Annotated in this window: 23 protein-coding genes; 22 read left to right on the top strand and 1 reads right to left on the bottom strand. The window is 38.8% G+C overall.

Annotated elements, in window-relative coordinates; translation table 11 throughout:
* Positions 1 to 30 precede the first annotated feature (30 nt).
* The 7 genes from AMS59_RS14595 to AMS59_RS14570 all read left to right on the top strand — a co-directional run bounded on the left by AMS59_RS14595 (position 31) and on the right by AMS59_RS14570 (position 9,598).
* Positions 31 to 1,167 carry an acyl-CoA dehydrogenase gene (locus tag AMS59_RS14595; RefSeq protein ID WP_053484473.1) on the top strand — a complete coding sequence of 379 codons (1,137 nt, stop codon included), beginning with the start codon at positions 31 to 33 and terminating at the stop codon, positions 1,165 to 1,167.
* Between the two features lie 199 nt (positions 1,168 to 1,366).
* On the top strand, positions 1,367 to 2,503 hold the full coding sequence (locus AMS59_RS14590) for an acyl-CoA dehydrogenase (protein ID WP_053484472.1): 1,137 nt from the start codon (positions 1,367 to 1,369) through the stop codon (positions 2,501 to 2,503).
* 3 nt (positions 2,504 to 2,506) lie between these two features.
* The gene (locus AMS59_RS14585; protein WP_053484471.1) at positions 2,507 to 3,139 is read left to right on the top strand and encodes a TetR/AcrR family transcriptional regulator; all 633 of its coding nucleotides are present in this window, start codon (positions 2,507 to 2,509) and stop codon (positions 3,137 to 3,139) included.
* A gap of 124 nt (positions 3,140 to 3,263) precedes the next feature.
* Positions 3,264 to 6,512: a fused isobutyryl-CoA mutase/GTPase IcmF gene (gene icmF / locus AMS59_RS14580; RefSeq protein ID WP_053484470.1), complete on the top strand. Its 3,249-nt coding sequence runs from the start codon at positions 3,264 to 3,266 to the stop codon at positions 6,510 to 6,512.
* Between the two features lie 149 nt (positions 6,513 to 6,661).
* The gene (locus tag AMS59_RS25300) at positions 6,662 to 6,823 is read left to right on the top strand and encodes a hypothetical protein (RefSeq protein ID WP_156304672.1); all 162 of its coding nucleotides are present in this window, start codon (positions 6,662 to 6,664) and stop codon (positions 6,821 to 6,823) included.
* A 151-nt stretch (positions 6,824 to 6,974) separates the two neighbouring features.
* Positions 6,975 to 7,514 carry a DNA-directed RNA polymerase subunit delta gene (rpoE, locus tag AMS59_RS14575; protein WP_053484469.1) on the top strand — a complete coding sequence of 180 codons (540 nt, stop codon included), beginning with the start codon at positions 6,975 to 6,977 and terminating at the stop codon, positions 7,512 to 7,514.
* Between the two features lie 491 nt (positions 7,515 to 8,005).
* Positions 8,006 to 9,598 (top strand): CTP synthase, encoded by a 1,593-nt coding sequence (locus tag AMS59_RS14570; RefSeq protein ID WP_053484468.1) that lies wholly within the window; start codon positions 8,006 to 8,008, stop codon positions 9,596 to 9,598.
* A gap of 162 nt (positions 9,599 to 9,760) precedes the next feature.
* Here AMS59_RS14570 and AMS59_RS14565 read toward each other — a convergent pair whose 3' ends face one another.
* Positions 9,761 to 10,291 carry a DUF2529 family protein gene (locus tag AMS59_RS14565; protein ID WP_053484467.1) on the bottom strand — a complete coding sequence of 177 codons (531 nt, stop codon included), beginning with the start codon at positions 10,289 to 10,291 and terminating at the stop codon, positions 9,761 to 9,763.
* A 157-nt stretch (positions 10,292 to 10,448) separates the two neighbouring features.
* Between AMS59_RS14565 and AMS59_RS14560 the strand changes: the two genes are divergently transcribed.
* The 15 genes from AMS59_RS14560 (at position 10,449) to AMS59_RS14485 (ending at position 25,394) form a co-directional block, all read left to right on the top strand.
* A complete protein-coding gene (locus AMS59_RS14560) occupies positions 10,449 to 10,805 on the top strand; it encodes a response regulator (RefSeq protein WP_053484466.1) in 357 nt (118 codons plus the stop codon).
* A 948-nt stretch (positions 10,806 to 11,753) separates the two neighbouring features.
* On the top strand, positions 11,754 to 12,608 hold the full coding sequence (locus tag AMS59_RS14550) for a class II fructose-bisphosphate aldolase (protein WP_053484464.1): 855 nt from the start codon (positions 11,754 to 11,756) through the stop codon (positions 12,606 to 12,608).
* 232 nt (positions 12,609 to 12,840) lie between these two features.
* Positions 12,841 to 13,491 carry a fructose-6-phosphate aldolase gene (gene fsa, locus AMS59_RS14545; RefSeq protein WP_053484463.1) on the top strand — a complete coding sequence of 217 codons (651 nt, stop codon included), beginning with the start codon at positions 12,841 to 12,843 and terminating at the stop codon, positions 13,489 to 13,491.
* Between the two features lie 63 nt (positions 13,492 to 13,554).
* Complete coding sequence (locus AMS59_RS14540; RefSeq protein ID WP_053484462.1) at positions 13,555 to 14,841, top strand: UDP-N-acetylglucosamine 1-carboxyvinyltransferase; 1,287 nt, start codon at positions 13,555 to 13,557, stop codon at positions 14,839 to 14,841.
* Positions 14,842 to 14,936: 95 nt separating this feature from the next.
* Positions 14,937 to 15,893 (top strand): class II fructose-bisphosphatase, encoded by a 957-nt coding sequence (gene glpX / locus AMS59_RS14535; RefSeq protein ID WP_053484461.1) that lies wholly within the window; start codon positions 14,937 to 14,939, stop codon positions 15,891 to 15,893.
* 263 nt (positions 15,894 to 16,156) lie between these two features.
* Complete coding sequence (gene rho, locus AMS59_RS14530) at positions 16,157 to 17,440, top strand: transcription termination factor Rho (protein WP_053484460.1); 1,284 nt, start codon at positions 16,157 to 16,159, stop codon at positions 17,438 to 17,440.
* Between the two features lie 258 nt (positions 17,441 to 17,698).
* On the top strand, positions 17,699 to 17,902 hold the full coding sequence (gene rpmE, locus AMS59_RS14525; RefSeq protein ID WP_053484459.1) for a 50S ribosomal protein L31: 204 nt from the start codon (positions 17,699 to 17,701) through the stop codon (positions 17,900 to 17,902).
* Positions 17,903 to 18,086: 184 nt separating this feature from the next.
* Positions 18,087 to 18,659, top strand: a complete 573-nt coding sequence (locus AMS59_RS14520; RefSeq protein WP_053484458.1) for a thymidine kinase — start codon at positions 18,087 to 18,089, stop codon at positions 18,657 to 18,659.
* A gap of 521 nt (positions 18,660 to 19,180) precedes the next feature.
* Positions 19,181 to 20,257, top strand: coding sequence for a peptide chain release factor 1 (prfA, locus tag AMS59_RS14515; protein ID WP_053484457.1), 1,077 nt, complete (start codon positions 19,181 to 19,183; stop codon positions 20,255 to 20,257).
* The gene (prmC, locus tag AMS59_RS14510) at positions 20,244 to 21,104 is read left to right on the top strand and encodes a peptide chain release factor N(5)-glutamine methyltransferase (protein ID WP_053484456.1); all 861 of its coding nucleotides are present in this window, start codon (positions 20,244 to 20,246) and stop codon (positions 21,102 to 21,104) included. The genes prfA and prmC overlap by 14 nt, the downstream gene beginning before the upstream one ends.
* A 44-nt stretch (positions 21,105 to 21,148) precedes the next feature.
* Positions 21,149 to 21,748: a stage II sporulation protein R gene (locus tag AMS59_RS14505; RefSeq protein ID WP_053484455.1), complete on the top strand. Its 600-nt coding sequence runs from the start codon at positions 21,149 to 21,151 to the stop codon at positions 21,746 to 21,748.
* Positions 21,749 to 21,849: 101 nt separating this feature from the next.
* Positions 21,850 to 22,884 (top strand): L-threonylcarbamoyladenylate synthase, encoded by a 1,035-nt coding sequence (locus AMS59_RS14500; RefSeq protein ID WP_053484454.1) that lies wholly within the window; start codon positions 21,850 to 21,852, stop codon positions 22,882 to 22,884.
* A 255-nt stretch (positions 22,885 to 23,139) separates the two neighbouring features.
* A complete protein-coding gene (locus tag AMS59_RS14495; protein ID WP_053484453.1) occupies positions 23,140 to 23,637 on the top strand; it encodes a manganese efflux pump in 498 nt (165 codons plus the stop codon).
* 24 nt (positions 23,638 to 23,661) lie between these two features.
* Positions 23,662 to 24,102, top strand: coding sequence for a low molecular weight protein arginine phosphatase (locus AMS59_RS14490; RefSeq protein ID WP_053484452.1), 441 nt, complete (start codon positions 23,662 to 23,664; stop codon positions 24,100 to 24,102).
* An 8-nt stretch (positions 24,103 to 24,110) separates the two neighbouring features.
* Positions 24,111 to 25,394, top strand: a complete 1,284-nt coding sequence (locus AMS59_RS14485; RefSeq protein WP_053484451.1) for a methyl-accepting chemotaxis protein — start codon at positions 24,111 to 24,113, stop codon at positions 25,392 to 25,394.
* Positions 25,395 to 25,570 lie beyond the last annotated feature (176 nt).

Below are 25,570 nucleotides of genomic sequence, written 5' to 3'. Positions count from 1 at the left end.
ACGGGACAACATACAGGGGTGACATTATAGATGCATTTACAATTTACAGATGAACAAATAATGATGCGTGATATGGTTCGTAATTTTGCTCAAGATAAAATTGAACCGTGGGTAGAACGTATGGAGGCAGGAGAGTTTCCACGCGAACTCCTTGCACAAATGGGAGAATTAGGTTTAATGGGGATCACGACGCCTGAGGAATTAGGCGGCTCAGCGATGGATTTTACATCGTACATAATTGCTATCAATGAACTATCGAAGGTAAGTGCAGTAATGGGCGTTATTTTATCTGTGCATACTTCGGTTGGAACAAATCCTATTATTTATTTCGGTAACGATGAACAGAAGAAACGTTATGTTCCAAAGCTTGCTGCAGGTGAATATTTAGGGGCATTTTGTTTAACAGAGCCTAGCGCGGGTTCTGATGCTGGCTCTTTACAATCCAAAGCAGTGCGAGATGGAGATGACTACATCATCAACGGCTCCAAGGTGTTTATTACAAACGGTGGAGAAGCAGATGTTTATATTGTCTTTGCCTCAACGAATCCTGCTGAAAAAACACGCGGTATTTCAGCATTTATTGTTGAAAAAGGAACACCAGGCTTAATCATAGGTAAAGATGAACATAAAATGGGCTTACACGGTTCACGTACAGTTCAACTAACATTCGATAACTGCCGCATTCCAGCTGCAAACCTTCTTGGGGAGGAAGGGGAAGGCTTTAAAATTGCGATGGCCAACTTAGATGTTGGACGTATTGGCATTGCTGCACAATCTTTAGGCATTGCTGAAGCGGCGCTAGAGGCAGCTACTGCATATGCCAAAGAACGAGTTCAATTTGGAAAGCCGATTGCAGCGCAACAAGGGGTTGGCTTCAAGCTTGCTGATATGGCGACTGCCGTAGAATCAGCCAAATTACTAGTCTATCGTGCAGCTGATTTACGCACAAAAGGGTTGCCATGCGGAGCCGAGGCATCGATGGCGAAACTGTATGCCTCTCGTACAGCAGTGCAAACAGCGATCGATGCTGTACAAATTTTTGGTGGCTATGGCTATACAAAAGACTATCCCGTAGAGCGTTATTTCCGAGATGCAAAGGTGACAGAAATATACGAGGGTACAAGTGAAATTCAAAAGCTAGTCATTAGTAAACATTTACTTAAATAAAGTCTGATGTTATGTTGCAATGTTGATTTTTCAAGGATGATGTCGATTGCTAAAATAAAACGCTCGGGTAACCCGGAAAACTGATCAGGTAACCAAAAGATTTGCTCAGTTTCTCGAAGTAATATTGCAGAAACATTATCAAAAAATGAAATCAACAATATAGCACTAACGGAGTCTAACGAAAAAGGGGAAATGGACAATGAACTTTCAATTATCAGAAGAGCATGAGCAATTACGCGAAATGATTCGTGATTTTGCTATTAATGAAGTAGCACCAACAGCAGCTGAACGTGACGAGAACGAAGAGTTTGATCGTGCAATTTTCGATAAAATGGCAGAGCTAGGCTTAACAGGTATTCCATGGCCAGAAGAATACGGCGGTGCAGGCTTTGATTATCTTGCGTATGTCATTGCTGTAGAAGAATTATCACGTGTATGTGCGTCAACAGGGGTTACTTTATCAGCACATACTTCGCTTGCAGGTTGGCCGATTTATAAATTCGGTAATGAAGAACAAAAACAAAAATATCTTCGTCCAATGGCAGAAGGTAAACATATCGGTGCATATGGCTTAACAGAGCCAGGATCAGGCTCTGATGCTGGTGGCATGAGAACATATGCAAAACGTGATGGCGATGATTATATTTTAAACGGCTCGAAAATTTTCATTACCAATGGTGGAGTAGCAGATACATATGTTGTATTTGCAGTAACAGATCCAGAAGCTAAACATGGCACAACTGCTTTTATCGTTGAAGCTGGCTTTGAAGGTTTCTCGGTAGGGAAGAAGGAGAAAAAACTAGGAATTCGTTCATCTCCTACAACTGAAATTATTTTTGATAACTGTCGCGTTCCGAAAGAAAACATGCTTGGAGCTGAGGGAGAAGGCTTCAAAATTGCGATGACAACACTTGATGGAGGACGTAATGGTATTGCGGCACAAGCTGTAGGGATTGCACAAGGCGCGTTGGATGCAGCGGTTGAATATGGTAAAGAGCGTGTGCAATTTGGTAAGCCGATTACTGCTAACCAAGGTGTATCCTTTAAACTAGCAGATATGGCAACTCAAATTGAAGCATCTCGACTGCTTACATACCAAGCGGCTTGGTTGGAATCAAATGGCCTACCTTATGGTAAGGCATCGGCAATGGCAAAATTAATGGCTGGCGATACTGCGATGAATGTAACGACTGAGGCGGTTCAAGTCTTTGGTGGATATGGATATACGAAAGATTATCCAGTTGAGCGCTTCATGCGTGATGCAAAAATTACACAAATTTACGAAGGTACACAAGAGATTCAACGACTTGTTATCTCTCGAATGTTGACAAAATAACGTATGACAGAAAGAGATAAAAGACCCCAAGTACAGTCAACAGTTAAAGATGAAAATCTCATCGCCATTCGTCGAGAACAAATGATAGAGGGAGCCATTAAATTATTTAGAGAAAAAGGTTTTCATCGTGCTACGACGAGAGAAATCGCAAAAGCTGCAGGCTTTAGTATCGGAACATTATATGAATATATTCGTACGAAGGAAGACGTCCTTTACCTTGTATGTGATAGTATTTATCACCATGCGATGGAGCGACTTTCAAGTTATGAGATTAAGGCAGGAACTATAGAAGAGTTAAAGGAAATGATTCGAGAGTATTTCTTGCAAATTGATAGTATGGTTGATGAGCTGACAATCATGTATCAGGAAACTAAATCATTGTCAAAAGAAGCACAGCGGTATGTATTTAGTAAAGAGTTTGAAATGGTTGGTACGTTTGAGCGATTACTTAAACGCTGTGTGCAATCAGGTGAAATAACGATGACCGATAAACAAATTCATTTGGCAGCAAATAACTTAGTCGTTTCTGGACAAAGCTGGGCATTCCGTAAGTGGGCGCTTCACCGTCAGCACTCTATTGACGAATTTATTGAAATGCAAATCACATTGTTTATTTCAGGCATAAAGGGGTTCTAATAAGTTCCGTAAAGGGGTTGTCGGTAATTGCATAAAGCGACATTGCAATTACCGACTTTTTTTATGAATTATGTTTTATAACACAAAGGTGTAATTGATTAAGGGGAGAAAGTGGGGATTTCATATGACAAAGGTAGAAGTATATCGTCCAAAAAATCACGTACGTTTTGTAACAGCATCGAGTCTTTTTGATGGACATGATGCTTCGGTTAACATTATGCGACGTATTTTACAATCAAGCGGTGTAGAGGTAATCCATTTAGGGCATAACCGCTCTGTAGAAGAAGTCGTAAATGCTGCGATTCAAGAGGATGCTCAAGGCATTGCGGTATCTTCTTATCAAGGCGGGCATATGGAATACTTTAAATATATGTATGATTTGCTGCGTGAAAAAGGGGCACCACATATTAAAATTTATGGTGGTGGCGGTGGTGTTATTTTACCGCGTGAAATTAAAGAGCTACATGCTTACGGGATTGCAGGGATTTTCTCGCCAGAGGATGGTCGTGTCTTAGGATTACAAGGGATGATTAATGAGAAAATTAAAGGAACTGATTTCCCAACAGCTATAGGTAGCTATCAAGAAAAGCTTGAAGCACTAACGACAGAAACACCAGAAATTTTAGCGAATTTAATAACTGCTGCTGAGTCGAATGATGATGAAGAAACGAAAAAGATGCTAGAGGAAGCTCGTAAACGCTCAAAGGTGACACCTGTATTAGGTATTACAGGGACAGGTGGTGCTGGTAAATCTTCCTTAACGGATGAATTAATTCGTCGTTTCCTGAAGGAGTTTCCGGATAAACGCGTAGCTATTCTTTCTGTCGATCCGACAAAGCAAAAAACAGGTGGGGCTTTACTTGGTGACCGAATTCGTATGAATGCGATTTTCAATAATCGAGTATATATGCGTAGTTTAGCAACCCGTGGATCTCGTACAGAGCTTACTGCTTCAATTGGAGACGTACTAGATGTAGTGCGTGTAGCGGGCTATGATTTAATTATTGTAGAAACAAGTGGTATTGGTCAGGGTGATGCGGAAATTACAAAATACACTGATCTATCCATGTACGTGATGACAAGTGAGTTTGGTGCTCCAACACAGCTTGAAAAAATTGACATGATTGATTTTGCGGATGTTATCGCCATCAATAAATTTGAACGTAAAGGCTCTGAGGATGCGCTACGTCAAGTACAAAAGCAATATCAACGTTCACGAGAGCTTTGGGATGAATCACTTGATAATATGCCTGTGTATGGTACGATTGCCAGTCAATTTAATGATAAAGGAACGAATGCTTTATTTGCTGCATTAGTAAATATCATTAATATGAAGACAGGGAATAATTGGGAAACCGGCTATGAGCAATTTGCGAAAACTCAAAAACAAGATGTGATCATTCCGAACGATCGCCGTTATTATTTACGAGAACTTACTGATACTGTGCGTGGCTATCATAAAAAATCAGAGCAACAGGTGGAATTTGCTCGCCGTCTATTCCAATTAGAGGGAGCTATTGCAACGATTAATGAAAAAGCGCCAAATGATGCACTCGTCGCATCTCTTACTTCTTTAGCGGAAGGTGTTAGAGATGAATTAACGGCTGAATCTAAACGAATATTAGATAATTGGCAGGCATTAAAAGAAGCGTATGCTGGAGACGAATTTGTCACGAAAGTTCGTGATAAAGAAATTCGAACAATTTTAAAGACAACAAGCCTTTCTGGTACAAAAATCCCTAAAGTGGCTTTGCCGAAATTCGTAGATTATGGTGAAATTTTACGCTGGGTTTATAAAGAAAATGTACCTGGTGAATTCCCGTATACAGCAGGGGTATTCCAATTTAAGCGTGAAGGTGAAGATCCGAAGCGACAATTTGCTGGCGAGGGAACGCCTGAGCGTACAAATAAACGATTCCATTATTTATCGAAAGATGATGATGCAAAACGTTTATCAACAGCATTTGATTCGGTAACGTTATACGGTGAGGATCCAGATTACCGACCAGATATTTATGGGAAAGTTGGAGAGTCAGGTGTATCTATTTGTACACTAGAGGATATGAAAAAGCTTTATGCAGGCTTTGATTTATGTGCACCATCAACTTCAGTATCAATGACAATTAACGGTCCAGCACCGGTTATTTTGGCGATGTTCATGAATACGGCTATTGATCAGCAAGTGAAACTACGTGAGGAAGAACTTGGTCGACCTTTGACAGTTGAAGAATTCACGGAGACACGAGAGAAAACTTTACAGGTTGTACGTGGAACCGTGCAAGCAGATATTTTAAAAGAAGACCAAGGGCAAAATACATGTATTTTCTCAACAGAGTTTGCGTTGCGAATGATGGGAGATATTCAACAATACTTTATCGATCAAAAAGTTCGTAATTATTACTCAGTATCTATTTCTGGTTACCATATCGCTGAAGCTGGTGCGAACCCAATATCACAATTGGCCTTCACATTAGCAAATGGCTTTACGTATGTGGAATATTATTTAAGCCGAGGAATGAATATTGATGACTTTGCGCCAAATCTATCATTCTTCTTCTCTAACGGACTAGATCCAGAATACACAGTTATTGGACGTGTAGCCCGTCGTATTTGGGCAGTTGTCATGCGTGATAAGTACGGCGCCAATGAACGAGCACAAAAATTAAAATATCATATCCAAACATCTGGACGCAGTTTGCATGCACAGGAGATTGATTTTAATGACATCCGCACAACGTTACAGGCGTTAATGGCATTACAGGATAACTGTAATTCATTGCATACAAATGCATATGATGAGGCAATTACAACGCCTACGGAAGAATCTGTACGTCGTGCAATGGCCATTCAAATGATTATTACGAAGGAACATGGCTTAGCGAAAAACGAAAACCCATTACAAGGGGCGTTTATCGTAGAAGAGTTAACAGACCTTGTCGAAGAAGCGGTACTAGAAGAGTTTGATCGTATCAATGATCGTGGTGGCGTGCTAGGTGCAATGGAAACACAATATCAACGTGGTAAGATTCAAGAGGAATCCATGCACTACGAGATGCTAAAGCATTCAGGTGAGTTACCAATCATTGGTGTGAACACATACTTAAATCCGAATCCACCTTCAGAAGATGACATTAACAATATGGAAATTGCGCGTGCATCGACGGAAGAAAAAGAGACGCAAATTCATAATTTACATGCCTTCTGGAAGCAACATGAAGGTGAGAACGAAGCGGCCCTTGCTCGTTTACAACAAGTAGCTGTAAACAACGGTAATATTTTCGCGGAGCTTATGGAAACCGTAAAAGTCGCTAGCTTAGGGCAGATCACAAATGCTTTATATGAGGTTGGCGGACAATATCGTCGTAATATGTAATTCGTAAACATGTAAATTTTCTTATTTTATAACATTTATTCTATTTTATGCAAAATGTTTGTGAAGTTTTAAGTGTCTAGTCTTAGGATTAGGCACTTCTTTTTATTTCCGTTATAATAGAAAAGTAAAAAAAGGGGAGGCGCAGTAGAATGATGAAATCAGCTATTAACTACATCATTATTTTAGCTTTGGTGGTAGGCGTTATTTTCCTGTATGATAAGCAATTTGGCGCTGTTCCTTTACTCTTATTATCTGTCTATTTGTTTTACTTAGGGATAAAAAAAATGCGTGATATAAAAAACAGTAATTGAAGCTAGCAAAGAGGATAAAACTTTGTATATAATGGGTATTATGCTTATGATATGGAAAGTTACTTTTGTGCGGCCTTTTTTGCTGCGCTCCGAAAATAAAGCTATATGAATTTTAAAACGTCCATTGTGATGAAGGAAAGGAAGTGCACGAATGAATTTTCGTGAAATGACAAAAGAACAATTAACGGAAGAATCGTTAATTAACTTAGCTTATGCAATTTTAAATGAAAAACGTGCCTCAGTGTCTTTTAATGACTTATTAACAATTATTCAAGAGTTTGTGGGCTATAGTGATGAAGAAATGAAAGCTCGCCTACTACAATTTTACACAGATATAAATGTAGATGGCCGCTTCTTATTTAATCAGGAAACTGGCTGGGGCTTACGTGAATGGTATAAAGTTGAACAGATTGAAGAAGAAACAGCTCCTTCTGTTAAAACTCATAAGAAAAAATCTAAAGCAGCCGTTGAGGATGAAGATGATTTAGAGGAAGATATAGAAGAGGAAGACATTGACTTTGATGAAGATTATGAAGAATTCGTTGAAGAAGATGATCTAGATGAAGAAGAAGAAGATGATAAAGAAGATATCGACTTTGAAGATGATGATATAGAAGACATCGATGAGGAAATCGACGAAGACTTTATCGATGATGATGAAGAACTTGAAGAAGAAGAGGAAGAAATTTAAGATAATTACTCTTTGAAATTTTCTTTCTTTTATCCTTGTAGTAAAAAATCTTGACTTCTATCGCGGTTACGTTTAATCTTTTACTTGGGCTCCTTAATTAAAGGAGAAAGACCGTGTATATAATACGCTCCCCCTGCAAACCTATGCAGGAGGGGCGTTTTTTTATTTTTTAACTTTATTCAGTCAAGTTCTCCCATGTTTATAGCTACAGAATGAATAGTAATGCTCTAAATTATTCATGATGTATAATAATCGGTGACTGCGTATATGTTAGAGCTTTTAAAAGGAAAGTAGAAAAGAGATAGAAACGATTACAGCTTCGAATCGACTACAATTTTGTAGGCATTCTCGGCTTTTCTTATTTTAGGGATAAGAAATATTAATTTTCTTATCCTGTAGAGACATTTGCACCAATGCTTAGAATCAACATGTGGCGTGAATGCACTTTTCTTACTAGCAATTTCTAGAACAACATAAGGAGGAATTTTTTCATGACGAAGTATATTTTTGTAACAGGTGGGGTTGTGTCATCACTTGGAAAAGGGATTGTAGCAGCATCTCTAGGTCGTTTATTAAAAAATCGTGGATTAGAAGTAACGATTCAAAAATTTGACCCATATATCAATATTGACCCAGGTACAATGAGTCCTTATCAACATGGTGAGGTTTTCGTAACAGATGATGGCGCAGAAGCTGACTTAGACTTAGGTCACTACGAACGTTTCATTGATATTAACCTAGGAAAACATTCCACAGTAACATCAGGTCGTGTTTATCAGTCTGTATTACAAAAAGAACGCCGTGGTGATTACAATGGTGGAACAGTGCAAGTAATTCCTCACATTACAAATGAGATCAAAGAACGTATTCAACGAGCTGGTCGCGAAACAAATGCAGATGTAGTTATTACAGAAGTAGGCGGAACAGTTGGGGATATTGAGTCATTGCCATTCCTTGAAGCAATTCGCCAAATGAAAACGAATTTAGGTCATAATAATGTGATGTATGTGCATTGTACGCTTATTCCTTATATTAAAGCTGCGGGTGAGCTGAAAACAAAACCAACTCAACATTCTGTAAAAGAATTACGTTCTTTAGGTATTCAACCAAATATTATCGTTGTACGTACAGAGCAAGAAGTGCCTCAGGATATGAAAGAAAAATTAGCTTTATTCTGTGATGTTCAACCACACGAAATTATTGAATCTCGCGATGCAGAACATTTATATGAAGTGCCTCTAAACCTTCATGCACAAGATATTGATGATATCGTGCTTGACCATTTTGGCATTGAAGCACCAGAGGCGGATATGGAAGAATGGCGTGAGCTTGTAGCGAAAGTGAAAAGCTTACCAAATAAACGAAAAGTAGCATTAGTAGGTAAATATGTAGAACTACAAGATGCTTACATTTCTGTTGTAGAGGCATTAAAGCATGCAGGCTATGCATTTAATTCTGATATTGAGATTGACTGGATTAATGCAGAACATGTAGATGCTGACAATGTTGCTACGCTATTAAAAGGTGCTGACGCAATTTTAGTTCCAGGTGGCTTCGGTGATCGTGGAGTTGAAGGTAAAATTCTAGCGACACAATACGCTCGTGAAAATGATGTACCATTCTTAGGTATTTGCTTAGGTATGCAACTTGCAACAGTAGAATTTGCTCGTAACGTACTTGGTTTACAAGGAGCGCATTCTACAGAGCTTGATCCACAAACGGAATATCCGATTATCGACTTCCTACCAGATCAAAACGACAGTGTAGACATCGGTGGTACATTACGTTTAGGTTTATATCCATGTAAGTTAAAAGATGGTTCAAAGGCAAGCAAAGCCTATGGTCAAGAGCTTGTTTATGAGCGCCACCGCCATCGTTATGAATTTAACAATGAATATCGTGAAGCGATGGAAGCTGCAGGTCTTGTCTTCTCAGGTACAAGTCCTGACGGTAAATTAGTGGAAATTATCGAGTTGCCAGAAAAGAATTTCTTCGTAGCATGCCAATTCCACCCTGAGCTTGTATCACGTCCAAATCGTCCACAGCCATTGTTCCGTGATTTTATCGGAGCAACGTTCAAATAATGAAAAAAAAGAGTTGTCTCAAGTGTTGAGACAACTCTTTTTTATCTTCATTCAGCAATTGTTTTAGTAGCGAATGTATGCCTAATGAATGAAGATAAAGCCTCCGAACGCATTTATTTGCGCGACAGCATCAATGACGCCAAGGTGAAATTGATGGAATTTTTATAACTCTTCGTCATCAAGGCCAAGCATTTCATCATACGCAATTTTTACTGCTTCATAAACAAAAAGGGCAGCAATAGCATGTGGCACAACTATGCGCTTTCCTAAATCGTTCGGTAATAAACCACCTCGTATACGTGTTGAAATATACGTATACGCTAAATCTGCTAGTGGGTTTTCGGAATTAGCAACTTCACTAGCAACCGCTGCAAATGGAATAAACTGATTGTTTAATTGCTGTGCTAAGGATAATGCATCCTCATCATGTGCACTACGTGTAAAAATGCATACACGATCCGCTTCCGTGATAACTGTATCTTTTGTCCAAGGGACTAACTTAGTAAAACGTTCCGCTGCTTGACATGCATTTAATTCGATAACTTGCATTTCACCAAAGCATGCGAAATAGACATTACCTTCACCAATACCCGCTTGTGCAAGTAATCGCGCTGTTTCCTCAATAGCTTCTTCTTCATTTTGTGTTATTCTTTGTAATAATCCACTCAATTGTGTTGTTAGAATTTTTGACATGGTCCCACCTCAATCAATATTATAGATTTGAAAAGAGCATAAAGCAAAAGCAGATAATTTTTATAATACTAGAAGGTATTAAGAGGTTAAAGGAGAATAATACATAATATAGGAAGTTTTGTGCAAGAATAATAACTCGAAAAGGGCGGAATGAAATGTGAAACGATTACTAATTGTCGATGATCAACCAGGAATTCGTTTGCTTTTAAATGAAGTGTTGAAAAAAGAAGGTTATGGTACATATTTAGCTGCAAATGGTATGGAAGCACTGAAGTATGCTGAGGAGGGAATGGATTGTGTCCTATTAGACATGAAAATTCCAGGGATGGATGGCATAGAAATTTTAAAGCGCTTAAAAGAGAAGTGGCCACAACTGCCGGTATTCATGATGACTGCATATGGGGAGTTGGATGTTGTACAGGAGGCATTAGATTTAGGAGCAATTCGATATTTTACTAAGCCTTTTGATATTTTTGAAGTACGTGATGAAGTTAATAAAACATTAAAAGTTTAGATGAACAGGCAGTGGTCAACACCGCCTGTTTTTCATGGTTGTTAGACGATTTGTAGAAGTTGTCTATCGTTTCACTATCATTTTGCTTCCACGATAAATGGCTCATCACTATAACGTGGGGTTGATTTCTGTTCCGACTGGGCGCAGTTTTGAGATTTATCGAGAACTTTTGATTGTTTATCGACCAACTTTATTGATTTATCTACCAACTTTATCGATTTATCTACCAACTTTTTTAATTTATCACCCAACTTTCGAAAAATATCGACATCTACCTTCATACAACACTATCTGACCGCACTGATAATTTACGTCACTTATGACATAAACATATTTTTTTACGTAAAATTAAAAAATTTAAAAAATTTAACATCGAAAAAGCGCAAGAAATCAACGTTTCTAAATTGATTTCTCGCGCTTTTTAAGGTTTTGACCAGTTTTGTCCCAACCACTGAAACCTTCGTTGCGTTGCACTACACTACGGTTGGCACTGCCGCTCCGTTGCACTCCGCTTTCGTGCAGAAAAGAAAAAACGCTGTCGCTACGTTGCACTTTGCTTTCGCGTAGAAAATAACAGCCCCTGCTTTTCAGGGGCTGAAACCTTCGTTGCGTTGCACTACACTACGGTTGGCACTGCCGCTCCGTTGCACTGCGCTTTCGTGCAGAAAACAAGACGCTGTCGCTTCGTTACACTCCGCTTTCGCGTAGAAAATAACAGCCCCTGCTTTTCAGGGGCTGTAACCTTCGTTGCGTTGCACTACACTACGGTTGGCACTGCCGCTCCGTTGCACTCCGCTTTCGTGCAGAAAAGAAAAAACGCTGTCGCTACGTTGCACTTCGCTTTCGCGTAGAAAATAACAGCCCCTGCTTTTCAGGGGCTGTTATTTTTGCTATGATTAAATAGCATATCTATGTAAAAAGAATAGTCCTAAGAGGAGGATTTTTAGTATGGCATTAGTATCTATGAAAGAGATGTTAATTAAAGCAAAAGCAGAAGGTTATGCGGTTGGTCAGTTCAACATCAACAATCTTGAGTGGACTCAGGCAATTTTACAAGCAGCAGAAGAAGAAAAATCTCCAGTTATTCTAGGCGTTTCTGAAGGTGCAGGTAAATATATGGGCGGATTCATCTCCGTTGTACACATGGTAAAAGGTTTAATGGAGTCTTATGGCACTACAGTACCTGTAGCTATTCATCTTGACCATGGTTCAAGCTTTGAGAAATGTAAAGAAGCAATTGATGCAGGCTTTACTTCCGTTATGATTGATGCATCTCATCATCCATTCGAGGAAAATGTTGCGACTACTTCAAAAGTAGTTGAGTACGCTCATTCGAAAGGTGTTTCTGTTGAAGCTGAGCTTGGAACAGTAGGCGGCGACGAGGATGGCGTAATCGGTGGTATTATGTACGCTGATCCAGAGGAATGCCGTAAAATGGTTGAACTAACAGATATCGACTGCTTAGCACCAGCACTTGGCTCTGTACATGGTCCTTACAAAGGAGAACCAAACTTAGGCTTTAAAGAAATGGAAGAAATCTCAAAATTAGCAGATCTTCCATTAGTATTACATGGTGGTACAGGTATTCCAACAAAAGATATTCAACGTTCAATTTCATTAGGCACAGCAAAAATTAATGTTAATACTGAAAATCAAATTGCTGCTACAAAAGTAATCCGTGAAGTTCTTGATAATGATAAAGTTGTTTATGATCCTCGTAAATTCCTTGCTCCAGCACGTGAAGCGATTAAAACAACAGTTATTGGGAAAATCCGTGAATTTGGTAGTGCACAAAAAGCATAATTTTTTGTATCTATATGTTACAAAAGTACAGATGAATACACATAATAAGAGAAGTGTTGATGCTTTTATCGACCTTCTCTTGTTTTTGAAATAAAAAAATTTTGGCAAATATTCAATTATAAGACTCATCATCAAATGTTGGGGTTGGGGGATGACATTTGTTACAACGTATTCCACGGAAATCAACCCACGTTATAGTGATGAATCAAAACAGTGATCAGGAGGGTATATTATGAAATTTTTCATTGATACAGCAAATTTCGAAGAGATTAAAGAAGCACACGCATGGGGTATTTTATCAGGTGTTACAACAAACCCATCGTTAGTTGCTAAAGAAGAGAATGTTTCTTTCCACGATCGACTTCGTGAAATCACAGAGCTTGTAGATGGCTCGGTGAGTGGGGAAGTAATCGCTCTAGATGCGGAAGGTATGATTAAAGAAGGTTTAGAATTGGCTGCAATTGCTCCAAATATTACAGTTAAACTACCTATGACGCCAGCTGGCTTAGAGGCATGTCGCTTCTTTGCAGACAAAGGTATTAAAACGAACGTAACATTAATCTTCAGTGCAAACCAAGCGTTAATGGCTGCTCGTGCGGGTGCTACATATGTATCACCATTTATCGGTCGTCTAGATGATATGGGTCAAAACGGTGTAGAACTAATTGAAACGATTGCAGATATTTTTACAATTCATAATATCGATACGCAAATTATCGCTGCATCTATTCGTCATCCACAGCATGTAACAGCTGCAGCACTTGCTGGTGCACATATTGCAACTACTCCCTTTAAAGTATTAAAGCAACTTTTCCATCATCCATTAACGGAAAAAGGAATTGAAGGATTTTTAGCGGATTGGAATAAGAGAAAAGGCGAATAATAAGATTATATAGTGAGCCAATTGTAGAAAAAATTACTTTCCAATCATGAGGGAGAACGCAAAATGGATGTTTATAAAATTACAGGCGAAAATCGTCTACAGGGTACAATAAAAGTTAGTGGTGCAAAAAATAGTGCAGTTGCCTTAATTCCAGCATCAATTTTGGCGAACTCTCCAGTGATAATTGGAGGGATACCAGAAATTTCTGATGCTTGGACGTTAAAGGCTTTATTAGAGGAAATCGGTGGAGAAGTTTCATTTGAGGATGGCGTAATGACAATTGATCCAACAGATATGATTGCATTGCCATTACCAAACGGCAACGTGAAAAAGCTTCGTGCCTCTTATTACTTAATGGGAGCAATGCTAGGTCGCTTTAAAAAAGCTGTGATTGGTTTACCAGGAGGCTGCTTCTTAGGGCCACGTCCTATTGACCAACATATAAAAGGCTTTGAGGCATTAGGTGCGAAAATCACTAATGAGCATGGAGCAATTTATTTACGTGCTGATGAATTAATTGGCGCAAAAATATATTTAGACGTTGCCAGTGTTGGCGCAACAATTAATATTATGTTAGCTGCTGTCCTCGCGAAGGGACGTACGGTTATTGAAAATGCAGCAAAAGAACCGGAAATTATTGATGTAGCGACTCTACTCACTAACATGGGAGCTAATATTAAAGGTGCGGGTACAAGTGTTATCCGTATTGAAGGCGTAGAGGAGCTTCATGGTACGGAGCATACGATTATTCCAGATCGCATTGAAGCTGCTACGTTTATGATTATGGCTGCCGCTTTAGGTGAAGGCATTACAATCGATAATGTTATTCCATTGCATTTAGAGGCGATTACTGCAAAGCTTCGTGAAATGGGCGTAAAAATTGAAATCGGTGAAGAAAGTATTTTTGTGCCAAAAACGGACCTCTCCACATTGCAAGCCGTTGATGTTAAAACATTAGTGTATCCTGGGTTCCCAACGGATATTCAACAACCACTTTCTGTGTTAATGTCTCAAGCGTTTGGTTCCTCAAAGGTAACAGATACAATCTATACAGCTCGATTTAAGCATATTGATGAACTTCGTCGTATGAATGCCAATGCACGCGTTGAAGGAAATACAGCTATGATTACAGGTCCTAGTAGATTACATGGTTCAACTGTAACAGCTACAGATCTTCGTGCTGGTGCCGCATTAGTATTAGCAGGCCTTTTAGCTGAAGGTGAAACAGAAATTCATGATATCTATCATATTGAGCGTGGTTATAGCTCACTTATTGAGAAATTACGTGATTTAGGCGCTGATATTCGACGTGAAACAATAATGGCTCGCGTAGCAGAGACAAAGGAATAATGAGAGCTAAATATTTTGAACTAACTATGTTACAATAGAGGTAATTTGAATGTTTCGGCGAAGAAATATGCCGATAACGGGAGGCAAATAAAACAATGGAACGTAGTTTATCGATGGAAGTAGTACGAGTAACTGAGGCAGCAGCAATCGCATCCGGGAAATGGATGGGTCGCGGTTTAAAAATTGAGGCAGATGATGCAGCGACGACAGCGATGCGTGTGATGTTCGATACAATTCCAATGCATGCTACAGTAGTGATTGGTGAAGGCGAAATGGATGAAGCACCAATGCTTTATATTGGTGAAGAGCTTGGCCTGCGTAATGGAGGTCCTCAAGTAGATATCGCAGTTGACCCATTAGAAGGTACAAATATTGTAGCGAAGGGTACAAATGGTGCAATGACAGTACTTGCTATTGCAGATAAAGGTAATCTGTTAAACGCACCTGATATGTACATGGAGAAAATTGCAGTAGGTCCAGAAGCAGCAGGTAAGGTAGATATTAACGCTTCTGTTACGTATAATTTATTACAGGTAGCAAAAGCTAAAAATAAAGATATTTCAGACGTAGTAGCTACACTTTTAGATCGACCACGTCACCAAGCAATTGTTGATGAAATCCGAGAAGCTGGGGCACGTATTAAATTTATTCAAGACGGCGACGTTGGAGCAGCTATCAATACTGCTTTTGATGAAACTGGCATTGATATTATGTTTGGTACAGGTGGTGCTCCAGAGGGTGTTATTTCAGCTGTTGCATTAAAATGTCTAGGTGGAGACTTCCAAGCGAAGCTAGTGCCAGAAGACGAGGAACAGTTAGAACGTTGCAAAAAAATGGGTGTAGACGTAGATAAAGTTCTTCATTTAGATGACCTAGTTAAAGGTGACGATGCTATTTTTGCAGCGACTGCAGTAACAGATTGTGAGCTTTTAAAAGGCGTTCAATATAAAGGAGCCTATGCATTAACGCATTCAGTTGTTATGCGAGCTAAATCTGGAACTGTGCGTTTTGTAGAAGGTCGTCACGCTCTTGATAAAAAACCTAGCTATTAATAAAAATTTCTTCTAAAATATACCTAGTGCATCTTTTTGCGCTAGGTACCTTCTTCTAAATTTTCAACCATCCCATAGTTTTATAAGGCTATGTTTTGCATAGTTAATTAAAGTACCTATCGCTTTGCTTCAAACTGCTTCATTTCTGACTTACAAATGAAAACGCCGACAGGTACGAAAAGATTACAGAGCCTATCGTGAAAAACTTCTTTGATATCCCTAAAAATGGCAATTATATTTTGAAAAAGACTGGAGTTGTGCATATGTCTGCATTGACAATCGCTCAATTAGAAAACATGACGTTAAAAGAGCTTTACGCCCTTGCACGCCAATATAAAATTTCATATTATAGCAAGCTAACGAAAAAAGAATTAATATTTGCTATTTTGAAAACACGTTCGGAGCAAGAGGGCTACTTCTTTATGGAAGGAGTACTGGAAATTGTATCGCAAGAGGGCTTTGGTTTCCTTCGACCAATTAACTATTCTCCAAGTAAAGAAGATATTTATATTTCTGCTTCTCAGATTCGTCGCTTTGACCTACGAAATGGGGACAAGGTATCTGGTAAAGTACGTCCACCTAAAGAAAACGAACGCTATTATGGACTACTACAGGTGGATGCTGTTAACGGCGAAGACCCAGAGGTAGCAAAGGAACGTGTGCATTTTCCTGCATTAACGCCTTTATATCCTGACCGACAAATTAAGCTTGAAACAACTCAACGTAATTTATCGACTCGTATTATGGATTTAGTGGCACCTGTAGGCTTTGGACAACGTGGATTAATCGTTGCACCACCAAAGGCAGGGAAAACTTCATTATTAAAAGAAATCGCGAATGCTATTACAACAAATTATCCAGATGCAGAGTTAATTGTCTTACTTATTGACGAACGCCCTGAGGAAGTAACTGATATTGAACGTTCTGTGAATGCAGATGTAGTGAGCTCGACTTTCGATGAGGTTCCAGAAAATCATGTGAAAGTTGCAGAAATTGTATTAGAACGTGCACGCCGCTTAGTTGAGCATAAGCGTGATGTTATTATTTTAATGGACTCTATTACACGTTTAGCACGTGCGTATAACTTAGTTATTCCTCCGAGCGGTCGTACGCTTTCAGGTGGTATTGATCCTGCTGCCTTCCATAGACCAAAACGATTCTTCGGTTCTGCACGTAATATTGAAGAAGGCGGTAGCTTAACAATTTTAGCGACAGCTTTAGTGGATACAGGATCTCGTATGGATGAGGTCATTTATGAGGAATTTAAAGGAACAGGTAATTTAGAGCTTCATCTTGATCGCCAATTAGCAGAGCGTCGTATTTTCCCTGCGCTTGATATCCGTCGTTCAGGTACACGTAAGGAAGAGCTTCTGCTTGAGCCTGAGCAACTTGAAAAGCTATGGGCAATTCGTAAAACATTCTCGGACGCGCCTGATTTTGCGGAGCGCTTCATGAAAAAATTACGTACAACAAAATCAAATGAAGAATTCTTTGAAAAATTAAACGAAGATATGAAAAAAGCTACTAAAGGTAAGGGCTTACTATAAACATGAATCACCATTGACTATAAAAAGTTGATGGTGATTTTTAAATACTGGTAGAATCTTTCGTTATAGTGATGCGCCTTAAAATTAAATAAAAATAGTTAATCGATACACTAAAAACTATTGTCAAATGTATATTTGATATGATATTATTGCAAAGTATGCAACGTGTACATATGTAGCCGACATATTCGGGCTATGTAAGGTACAGTTCGATAATACTCTGTTCCAGATGGTTCAGGGCGAGAGGAGAAAACGAATATGAAACAAGGAATTCATCCAGATTACAAAGAAGCAACAGTAACTTGCTCTTGCGGTAACTCTTTCAAAACTGGTTCAGTAAAAGAAAACATCGTTGTCGAGTTCTGCAACGAATGTCACCCATTCTATACTGGCCGTCAAAAATTCGCGTCTACTGATGGTCGCGTGGATCGTTTCAACAAAAAATACGGTCTTAAAAACTAATGTTAGTTTAATACCTGCCAAGCATGTGCTTGGCAGGTATTTTTTTCAGTATAATCAATTATGCCTCGGCATAATTGCGTCACCATCTATAAAGGTGGGAGACTGCTGTAGCTGAAAGAAGTTAAATACGTTGATGCGAGTCTTTTCGGTATCCAGATCGACAAGAAGAAAGGGAGAAGACAAAATGGCACAGCTATATTTTAAACACGGTGCAATGAATAGTGGTAAATCCATAGAAATTCTAAAAGTTGCGCATAACTATGAAGAACAACAAAAACCTGTAATGATGTTTACACCAGGCATAGATACGCGAGATGAAGTAGGCTTTATCTCAAGTCGAGTAGGCTTACGTCAACAAGCCATTCCTGTTAATGATGATACAAATATTTTTGAGCTAGTAAAAAACAATGCTGTAAAACCATATTGTGTACTTGTTGATGAAGTACAATTTCTAAAAAAAGAGCATGTTTTGCAGTTAGCATATATCGTAGATGAGTTAGATATTCCGGTCATGGGCTTCGGTCTGAAAAACGATTTCCAAAATGAGCTATTTGAAGGCAGTCAGTACATGCTTACATATGCAGATAAAATTGAGGAAATGAAAACGATTTGCTGGTTCTGTCAAAAAAAAGCGACAATGAATTTACGTGTTGATGAAAGTGGAAAGCCTGTTTATACAGGTGATCAAATTCAAATTGGCGGGAATGATTCCTACTATCCGGTTTGTCGAAAGTGTCACGCACATCCGCCGCTATAATGCTAATCGATTCAGTTGATAGAGCTAAGAAAAAGTAGCATACATGCGAAAATTTCCTTATACTAAGTAGTGGAAATAAAAAATGTTCATAAAAAATCTTTACGCGCTTAGCGTAATTCTAATTTAGAGTTTCTCTTTTTCAGTAAGAGCAAACTTCATAAAAAAGGTTTATCACCAAAAGTTATGGATGACTTTTGTTAAAACGTCCACTATGTAAATAAGTTGATTGGAGTGGAGGCTGGGCGACTCCTCGGGGATTAGCGATAGAGGAACGAAGGCTAAAACCATCACATCCTGTGATAACGCCTTCGTGACCAACATCGTGTTGGCCCGAGACCCTGCAGCGAGCAAGTAGAGGAACGAAGGCTAAGGGCATCACGTCCTGTGATAACGCCTTCGTGACCTACATCGTGTAGGCCCAAGCGGCTCATCGGACGCCCCCAGGAAAGCGCCCAGCCGGAACGGAAATCAACCACACGTTTTGGTGATGATCTATAAAAAACTAAATAGAGGTGAAATCCATGTTCGATCGATTACAAGCAGTGGAGGATCGTTACGAAAGATTAACAGAGCTTTTAAGTGATCCCGATATTGTGAATGATAGTAAAAAATTACGTGAATATTCTAAAGAGCAATCAGATATCCAAGAGACTGTAGAGGCTTATCGTGAATATAAAAGTGTAAAAGAGCAATTAGCGGATACACGTGAAATGCTAGATAGTGAAAAAGATCCTGATATGCACGAGATGGTGAAAGAAGAATTCAACTTACTAAAAGATCAGCAAGAAGAGTTGGAAGAACGTTTACGCATTCTATTAATTCCGAAAGATCCTAATGATAATAAAAACGTTATTATGGAGATTCGTGGAGCAGCTGGTGGAGACGAGGCGAATATTTTCGCAGGAGATTTGTTCCGTATGTACTCTCGCTATGCTGAGACACAAGGCTGGAAAATTGACGTAATGGAAGCGACGCCAAACGCAATGGGCGGCTATAAAGAAGTTATTTTTATGATTAACGGTCAAGGTGCATATTCAAAATTCAAATTTGAAAATGGTGCGCACCGTGTACAACGTGTACCTGCAACAGAATCTCAAGGGCGTATTCATACATCAACAGCGACAGTAGCTTGCTTACCTGAAGTTGAAGAAGTAGATGTTGAAATCCATGAAAAAGATATCCGAGTTGATACATTTGCATCTTCTGGTGCCGGTGGTCAATCGGTAAATACAACGATGTCAGCTGTGCGTATGACTCACTTACCGACAGGTGTTGTTGTATCGATGCAGGATGAACGATCACAAATTAAGAACCGTGAAAAGGCAATGAAAATTCTACGTGCTCGTGTTGCTGATATGTATCTGCAAGAAGCACAAAAGGAAATCGATGCCACACGTAAATCAGCTGTAGGTTCAGGCGATCGCTCTGAGCGTATTCGCACATACAATTATCCACAAAACCGTGTAACAGACCACCGAATTGGTTTAACGATTCAAAAACTAGATCAAATCGTCGAAGGTAGACTAGACGAAATCATTGATACGCTCATTTTAGAGGAGCAAGCATCAAAGTTAGAGCGATTAAATGATGACCTATAATAATGTAATGGAGGCCCTTCAATGGGCTTCTTCTTTTTTAGTGGATAATGGTCGTGAGGAAACGGCGGCACGTATTGTCATGCAACATATACTTGGTACTAGCTATTCAGAAGTTATGTTACGCCTTCAAGACGTATTAACAGCTGAACAAAAAGAAAAATTCAAAGAACTCATCGAAGAGCATGCAAGTGGACGACCTGTACAGTATTGCGTCGGTAGTGAAGAATTTTATGGTCGTTCATTTATTGTCGATGAGTCAGTACTAATTCCTAGACCTGAGACCGAGGAATTAGTGCTTGGAACAATCAATCGCATGAACCAAATATTTAATCATCAAGAATTGAAGCTTGCAGATATCGGAACTGGTAGTGGTGCAATTGCTATTTCTATGAAGCTAGAATGTCCAGAGCTAACGGTCGTAGCCACTGATTTATCCGAAGCTGCTTTAACTACAGCACATAAAAATGCACAAAGATTGGCGGCGGATATTGATTTTCGACTCGGGGATTTAGCGAAGCCTCTGGCAGGTGAGAAATTTGATATTGTTTTATCGAATCCACCGTATATTGCTTTTGATGAAGCGAAAGAGATGTCAAGTACTGTGCTGGAACATGAACCACATAGTGCTCTTTTTGCAGAAGAAGACGGGCTTATTTTATATAGAAAATTAGCTGAGCAACTTCCACCCCTTATGAATAAACCAGCCCTCATTGGTCTTGAAATCGGTTATACACAAGGGGAGAAGGTGGCTCAATTCTTTAAAAATAGTTTTCCACAGGCTACAATTTCAATAGAAAAAGATATAAATGGTAAGCCTCGAATGATTTTTTGTGAAATTCATGTATAAACTATCTACTTCTTGCCAACAATGTTGAGCAAGGAGGGATTTTTATGTTAAACGAATACAAGATTATTAGATTACCTAAACGAAATATTTTACTAGCTTTTGCAAGATTAGTATTAATTGCGGTTGCTTTACAATTATGTATTTTATATATTCCATTATTAGTAGGTTTTGCGAAAGAAGCTAGCAATCATGAACAAGAAAATGATTTTCGTATACGCGTTATTGCCAATAGCAACACGACAAAGGATCAACTTGAAAAGGAGCAGCTTGTCCAAAATTTAAAGCCGTATTTCAAGCAAGTAGTCGCTAGTGCTGGAGCTAAAACTGTGGATAACGAGAAAATACTTTCATTAAAACAAGAAATTGAAGCAGAAATAAAAGAAAATTATCCACAACTTCATACACAAGTTGTACTTGGGGATAACTTATTTCCACCAAAGAGACAGAATGCTGTACTTTATCCACAAAATTTATATCATTCGATTGTCGTGAAAATCGGTGATGCACGTGGTGATAACTGGTGGTGTAGCGTATTCCCATCAATTTGTGAGCCCGATAAAGAAGAACAAAATGTAGAACCGAAAGAAGAGAAGGAACACGTTACATTTTTTATATGGGAATGGATTAAAGGTTTTTTTGAATGAATTGTTCACAAATTCAGATAACTTATGCACAATTTTTAATAAGTTATAAACATTATGTGGATAATTCAGTGAAAACGAAAAATTGAAGGAAGGTTTTAATTATGGAAACCGTTTGCAAGATTGTGGACAGTAATGTGAATAGTCAGATAAATTATACACAGGCTGTGGATATCTTAAATGCAGGTGAAGTCGTGGCATTTCCAACAGAAACGGTTTATGGCCTAGGAGCTGTTGCAACAAATGATACCGCTGTTAAAAAGATATTTGAAGCAAAAGGTCGTCCTTCAGACAATCCGCTAATTGTTCACATTGGCACGAAAGAGGAAGCTGAACTCTATATAGAACATATTTCAGAAGTAGCCAAAAAATGCATGGATTTATTTTGGCCAGGTCCACTGACACTTGTCATGCCTGTAAAACCGAATGTGCTGGCAAATAGTGTGACAGCTGGTCTAACGACTGTCGGCATTCGTATGCCAGATCATCCAGTTGCGCTCGCCTTACTACAACAATTAAAAAAGCCACTTGCTGCGCCGAGTGCTAATCGTAGTGGGAAGCCAAGTCCAACAGAAGCCATACATGTTCATGATGATTTGGGAGGGTACATACCTTATATTTTAGATGGAGGTTCTACTGGGATTGGACTAGAATCCACTGTGTTAGATGTAACACACGAACCTCCAGTAATTTTGCGTCCAGGTGGCATTACAAAGGAAATGTTAGAGGCTAAGATTGGTCCAGTACTGCAACCTTCAAAAACAGAGCAGAAATTAGAGACTACTCCAAAAGCGCCTGGTATGAAATATACACACTATGCTCCTAACGCCCCTGTGTTATTAATTGATTGTGATGTGGAGAAAGTTCATGAGGCTGTACATCAATTACAAAAGCAAGGGCATAAAGTAGCGTTACTTGCACCAGCTAGCTTTGTGGACAGTAAGGCTGACTTTTATTTCTCAGTAGGTGAAGCTGGTAGTAAAGAAGAAATGGGTGCGACTTTGTACCATGCCCTAAGAGCTTGCGATAAAACATCAGCTACTATTATCCTAGCGACTACTACATCGACTGAAGGGGTAGGAGCTGCCATTATGAATCGACTTGAGAAAGCGGCCGGAGGAAAATGGTATACTCGTTAATAAAATACCTATAAAAATAGTATGTTAGAAGTAACTTCTGGCATGCTATTTTTGTATTCAGGGATAAAAAATCCACTTAGATTTTTGTACTTGAGCTATTGTTGCGGAAAGCGTAGCGAGTTTTTACCATAACAGAAGGTGATTGTTCATTGTTAGAGTGACTTTTAACACCTCTTTGTAAGGAAATTGTATTATGATAATACTGTAATTTCGAGCATAAAATGATAAAATATTAGAGAGTGAAGGAGTGCTTTCTTGCAGGGAATTCTTGCAGGTATAATAACGTCTATAGATGTGATTGGTTTATATGTATTGATACCAAATGTTAGATATCGATTTTTTTTGTCACTTTGGACAGCTGCTTTGCATATGCTTTTCCCGTTATTAGGTTTCGAATTAGGACACTTTTTAGTGCATTTCTTCTTAGAGTGGGGACAATGGATTTCAAGTATTTTATTATTTTGCATGGGCTTACATTTACTATTATTTTCGCGAAAAGATGAAAAGGTTACAATTTCACCAATACTTTTAGCTGTGACTGCAAGCCTAGATACCTTTTCAGTAAGTGTTTCTTTTGGTATGCTACACTTAGAGAAAACAGTATTTATTATAAGTGCAGGTGTAAGTGCGCTTATTTGCTCTTATGGGTCATTAGTCATTGCACGAAGAAGTCAGGTCTTACTTGGCAATAAATTTCAAATAATTACAGGGATTTTTTTTATCATTATGAGTGTACTAGCTATCCGGCAATAAAGAAAACAGAGGAGGGTGATAAGTATGAAAATACTATTTGTTTGCACCGGAAATACTTGTCGCAGTCCAATGGCAGAGGTTATTTTAAAACATAAACAAATTGACAATGTAGAGGTCCGTTCAGCAGGCATTTATGCCATGCCGAATGCGGAAATGTCTGCACATGCACAACAAGTATTATATGAAGCAAATATGACGCATCAGCATTTAGCAACACAATTATCAATAATTGAATTGGAGTGGGCTGATTTAATTTTAACAATGACAGCAGCTCATAAAGATACAATTATCGCTCATTATCCAAATGCAGAACAAAAAGTTTTTACTTTAAAAGAATATACAAGTGAAGGTAGCGTAGGAAATGTTGTAGATCCTTACGGAGGTAGTAAAGAAATCTATGAAGTAACATTTGCAGAATTAACGGAATTGATAGAACGACTAGTAAAAAAACTTGAAGAGAATTGAGGGTCGCTATGAAAAAACAGTTTGGCTTACGACTTAAACTAGTATTATTTGTCAGTATACTTGCACTAATCACGTACAGTATCAGTTTTATTTTCATCGAATATTTACAACCTACCTTCTTCCCAGAGACTAATCGTAAACTGTTTGAAATTTTCACTTATGTGTCAGGGATTGTGTGGTCAGGTATTTTGGCTGCAGTTTTCAGTGTAATCTTAATTAAACCTTTACAGCAGCTCGAAAATTCAGCTTCCCGTGTAGCACAAGGGAAAATTGGACAGGATGTAGAAATGCCGAAAACAAGTGATGAGATTCGTTCTGTAGCAGAGGCATTTCAACAAATGGTATTAAATTTAAGACAAATGGTTGAAAGTATAGATCTTAACTTTCAACAAACAAATCAATCGATCATTCAACTATCTGATGAAGCTGCAGTTGCAACAAAAAAAGCAGAGAATATTGCCTCTACCGTAAAACATATTTCTACAGGAGCAGAGGCGTCTGCTACAGCAGTACAAGATACAGCTGAAGCTATTGAAGATGTACGAGCTCTTGCAACAGAAGTCAATAGTAGAGCAGAGGCATCTGCATCACAATCCAAAGAGATTCTACATAATTTAACGACAACAACAAATGCGATCGAAACGTTAGTGAATAGTATTCAACAAATTGCGGCAGGCAATAATGAGGCATTAGAAAGCATTCGTCTATTAGAGGAAAACGCTGGACAGGTAGAGCGTATCATTAGCTTAGTTGGTGATATTGCAGCACAAACAAATTTACTAGCTTTAAATGCTTCGATTGAGGCAGCGCGTGCTGGAGAACATGGAAAAGGTTTTGCTGTCGTAGCTGAAGAGGTTCGTAGTTTAGCTGATGAAAGTGCGAAAGCGGTACAAGGCATTACTTCCCTTGTTCAATCCATGCAACAAAACGTTGAGATTGTTGTAAAACAAATGAATCATCAGGTGACATTTGCGACAAAAGAAGCTGCACGTGTATCAGAAACTACGACAGCGGTAGAAGGAATGTCTTCAAGTGTACACGAAATGGCAACATCGATTGTGGAAATTTCTTCACTAATTGAACAGCAAATGCATAATATTGAAACAACTGCTCGTCAATCTCAAGAAGTTGCAGCCATTGCTCAAGAAACGTCAGCAGGTGCACAGGAAGTTCGCAGCGCAACAGAAGAACAAGCATACGCCATTGAGCAAGTAGAGAAACTAGCAGAAGGCTTAAAGATACAATCAGAAGAACTGCATAAAATGATTCAACAATTCGATAGACAAGCATAAATATGATTTTAAACTGTAGATAAACTCGGGTGAGGTTCGAGTTTCCTACAGTTTTTTTATATGTTGTATGAATGTTTGTTTATCGTGTCTGCAGAGATGATAGCGATGGATGGTACGGGCAAAGCGATGGAAAGAGCGATCAGAGTGACGGAAAGAAGAGTCAAAGTGACGGATAG

It is taken from the genome of Lysinibacillus sp. FJAT-14745 (assembly GCF_001275675.1).
Lineage (GTDB): Bacteria > Bacillota > Bacilli > Bacillales_A > Planococcaceae > Lysinibacillus.
The sequence above is the reverse complement of the archived record's forward strand: the minus strand, read 5'-3'. Positions and strand labels throughout refer to the sequence as shown.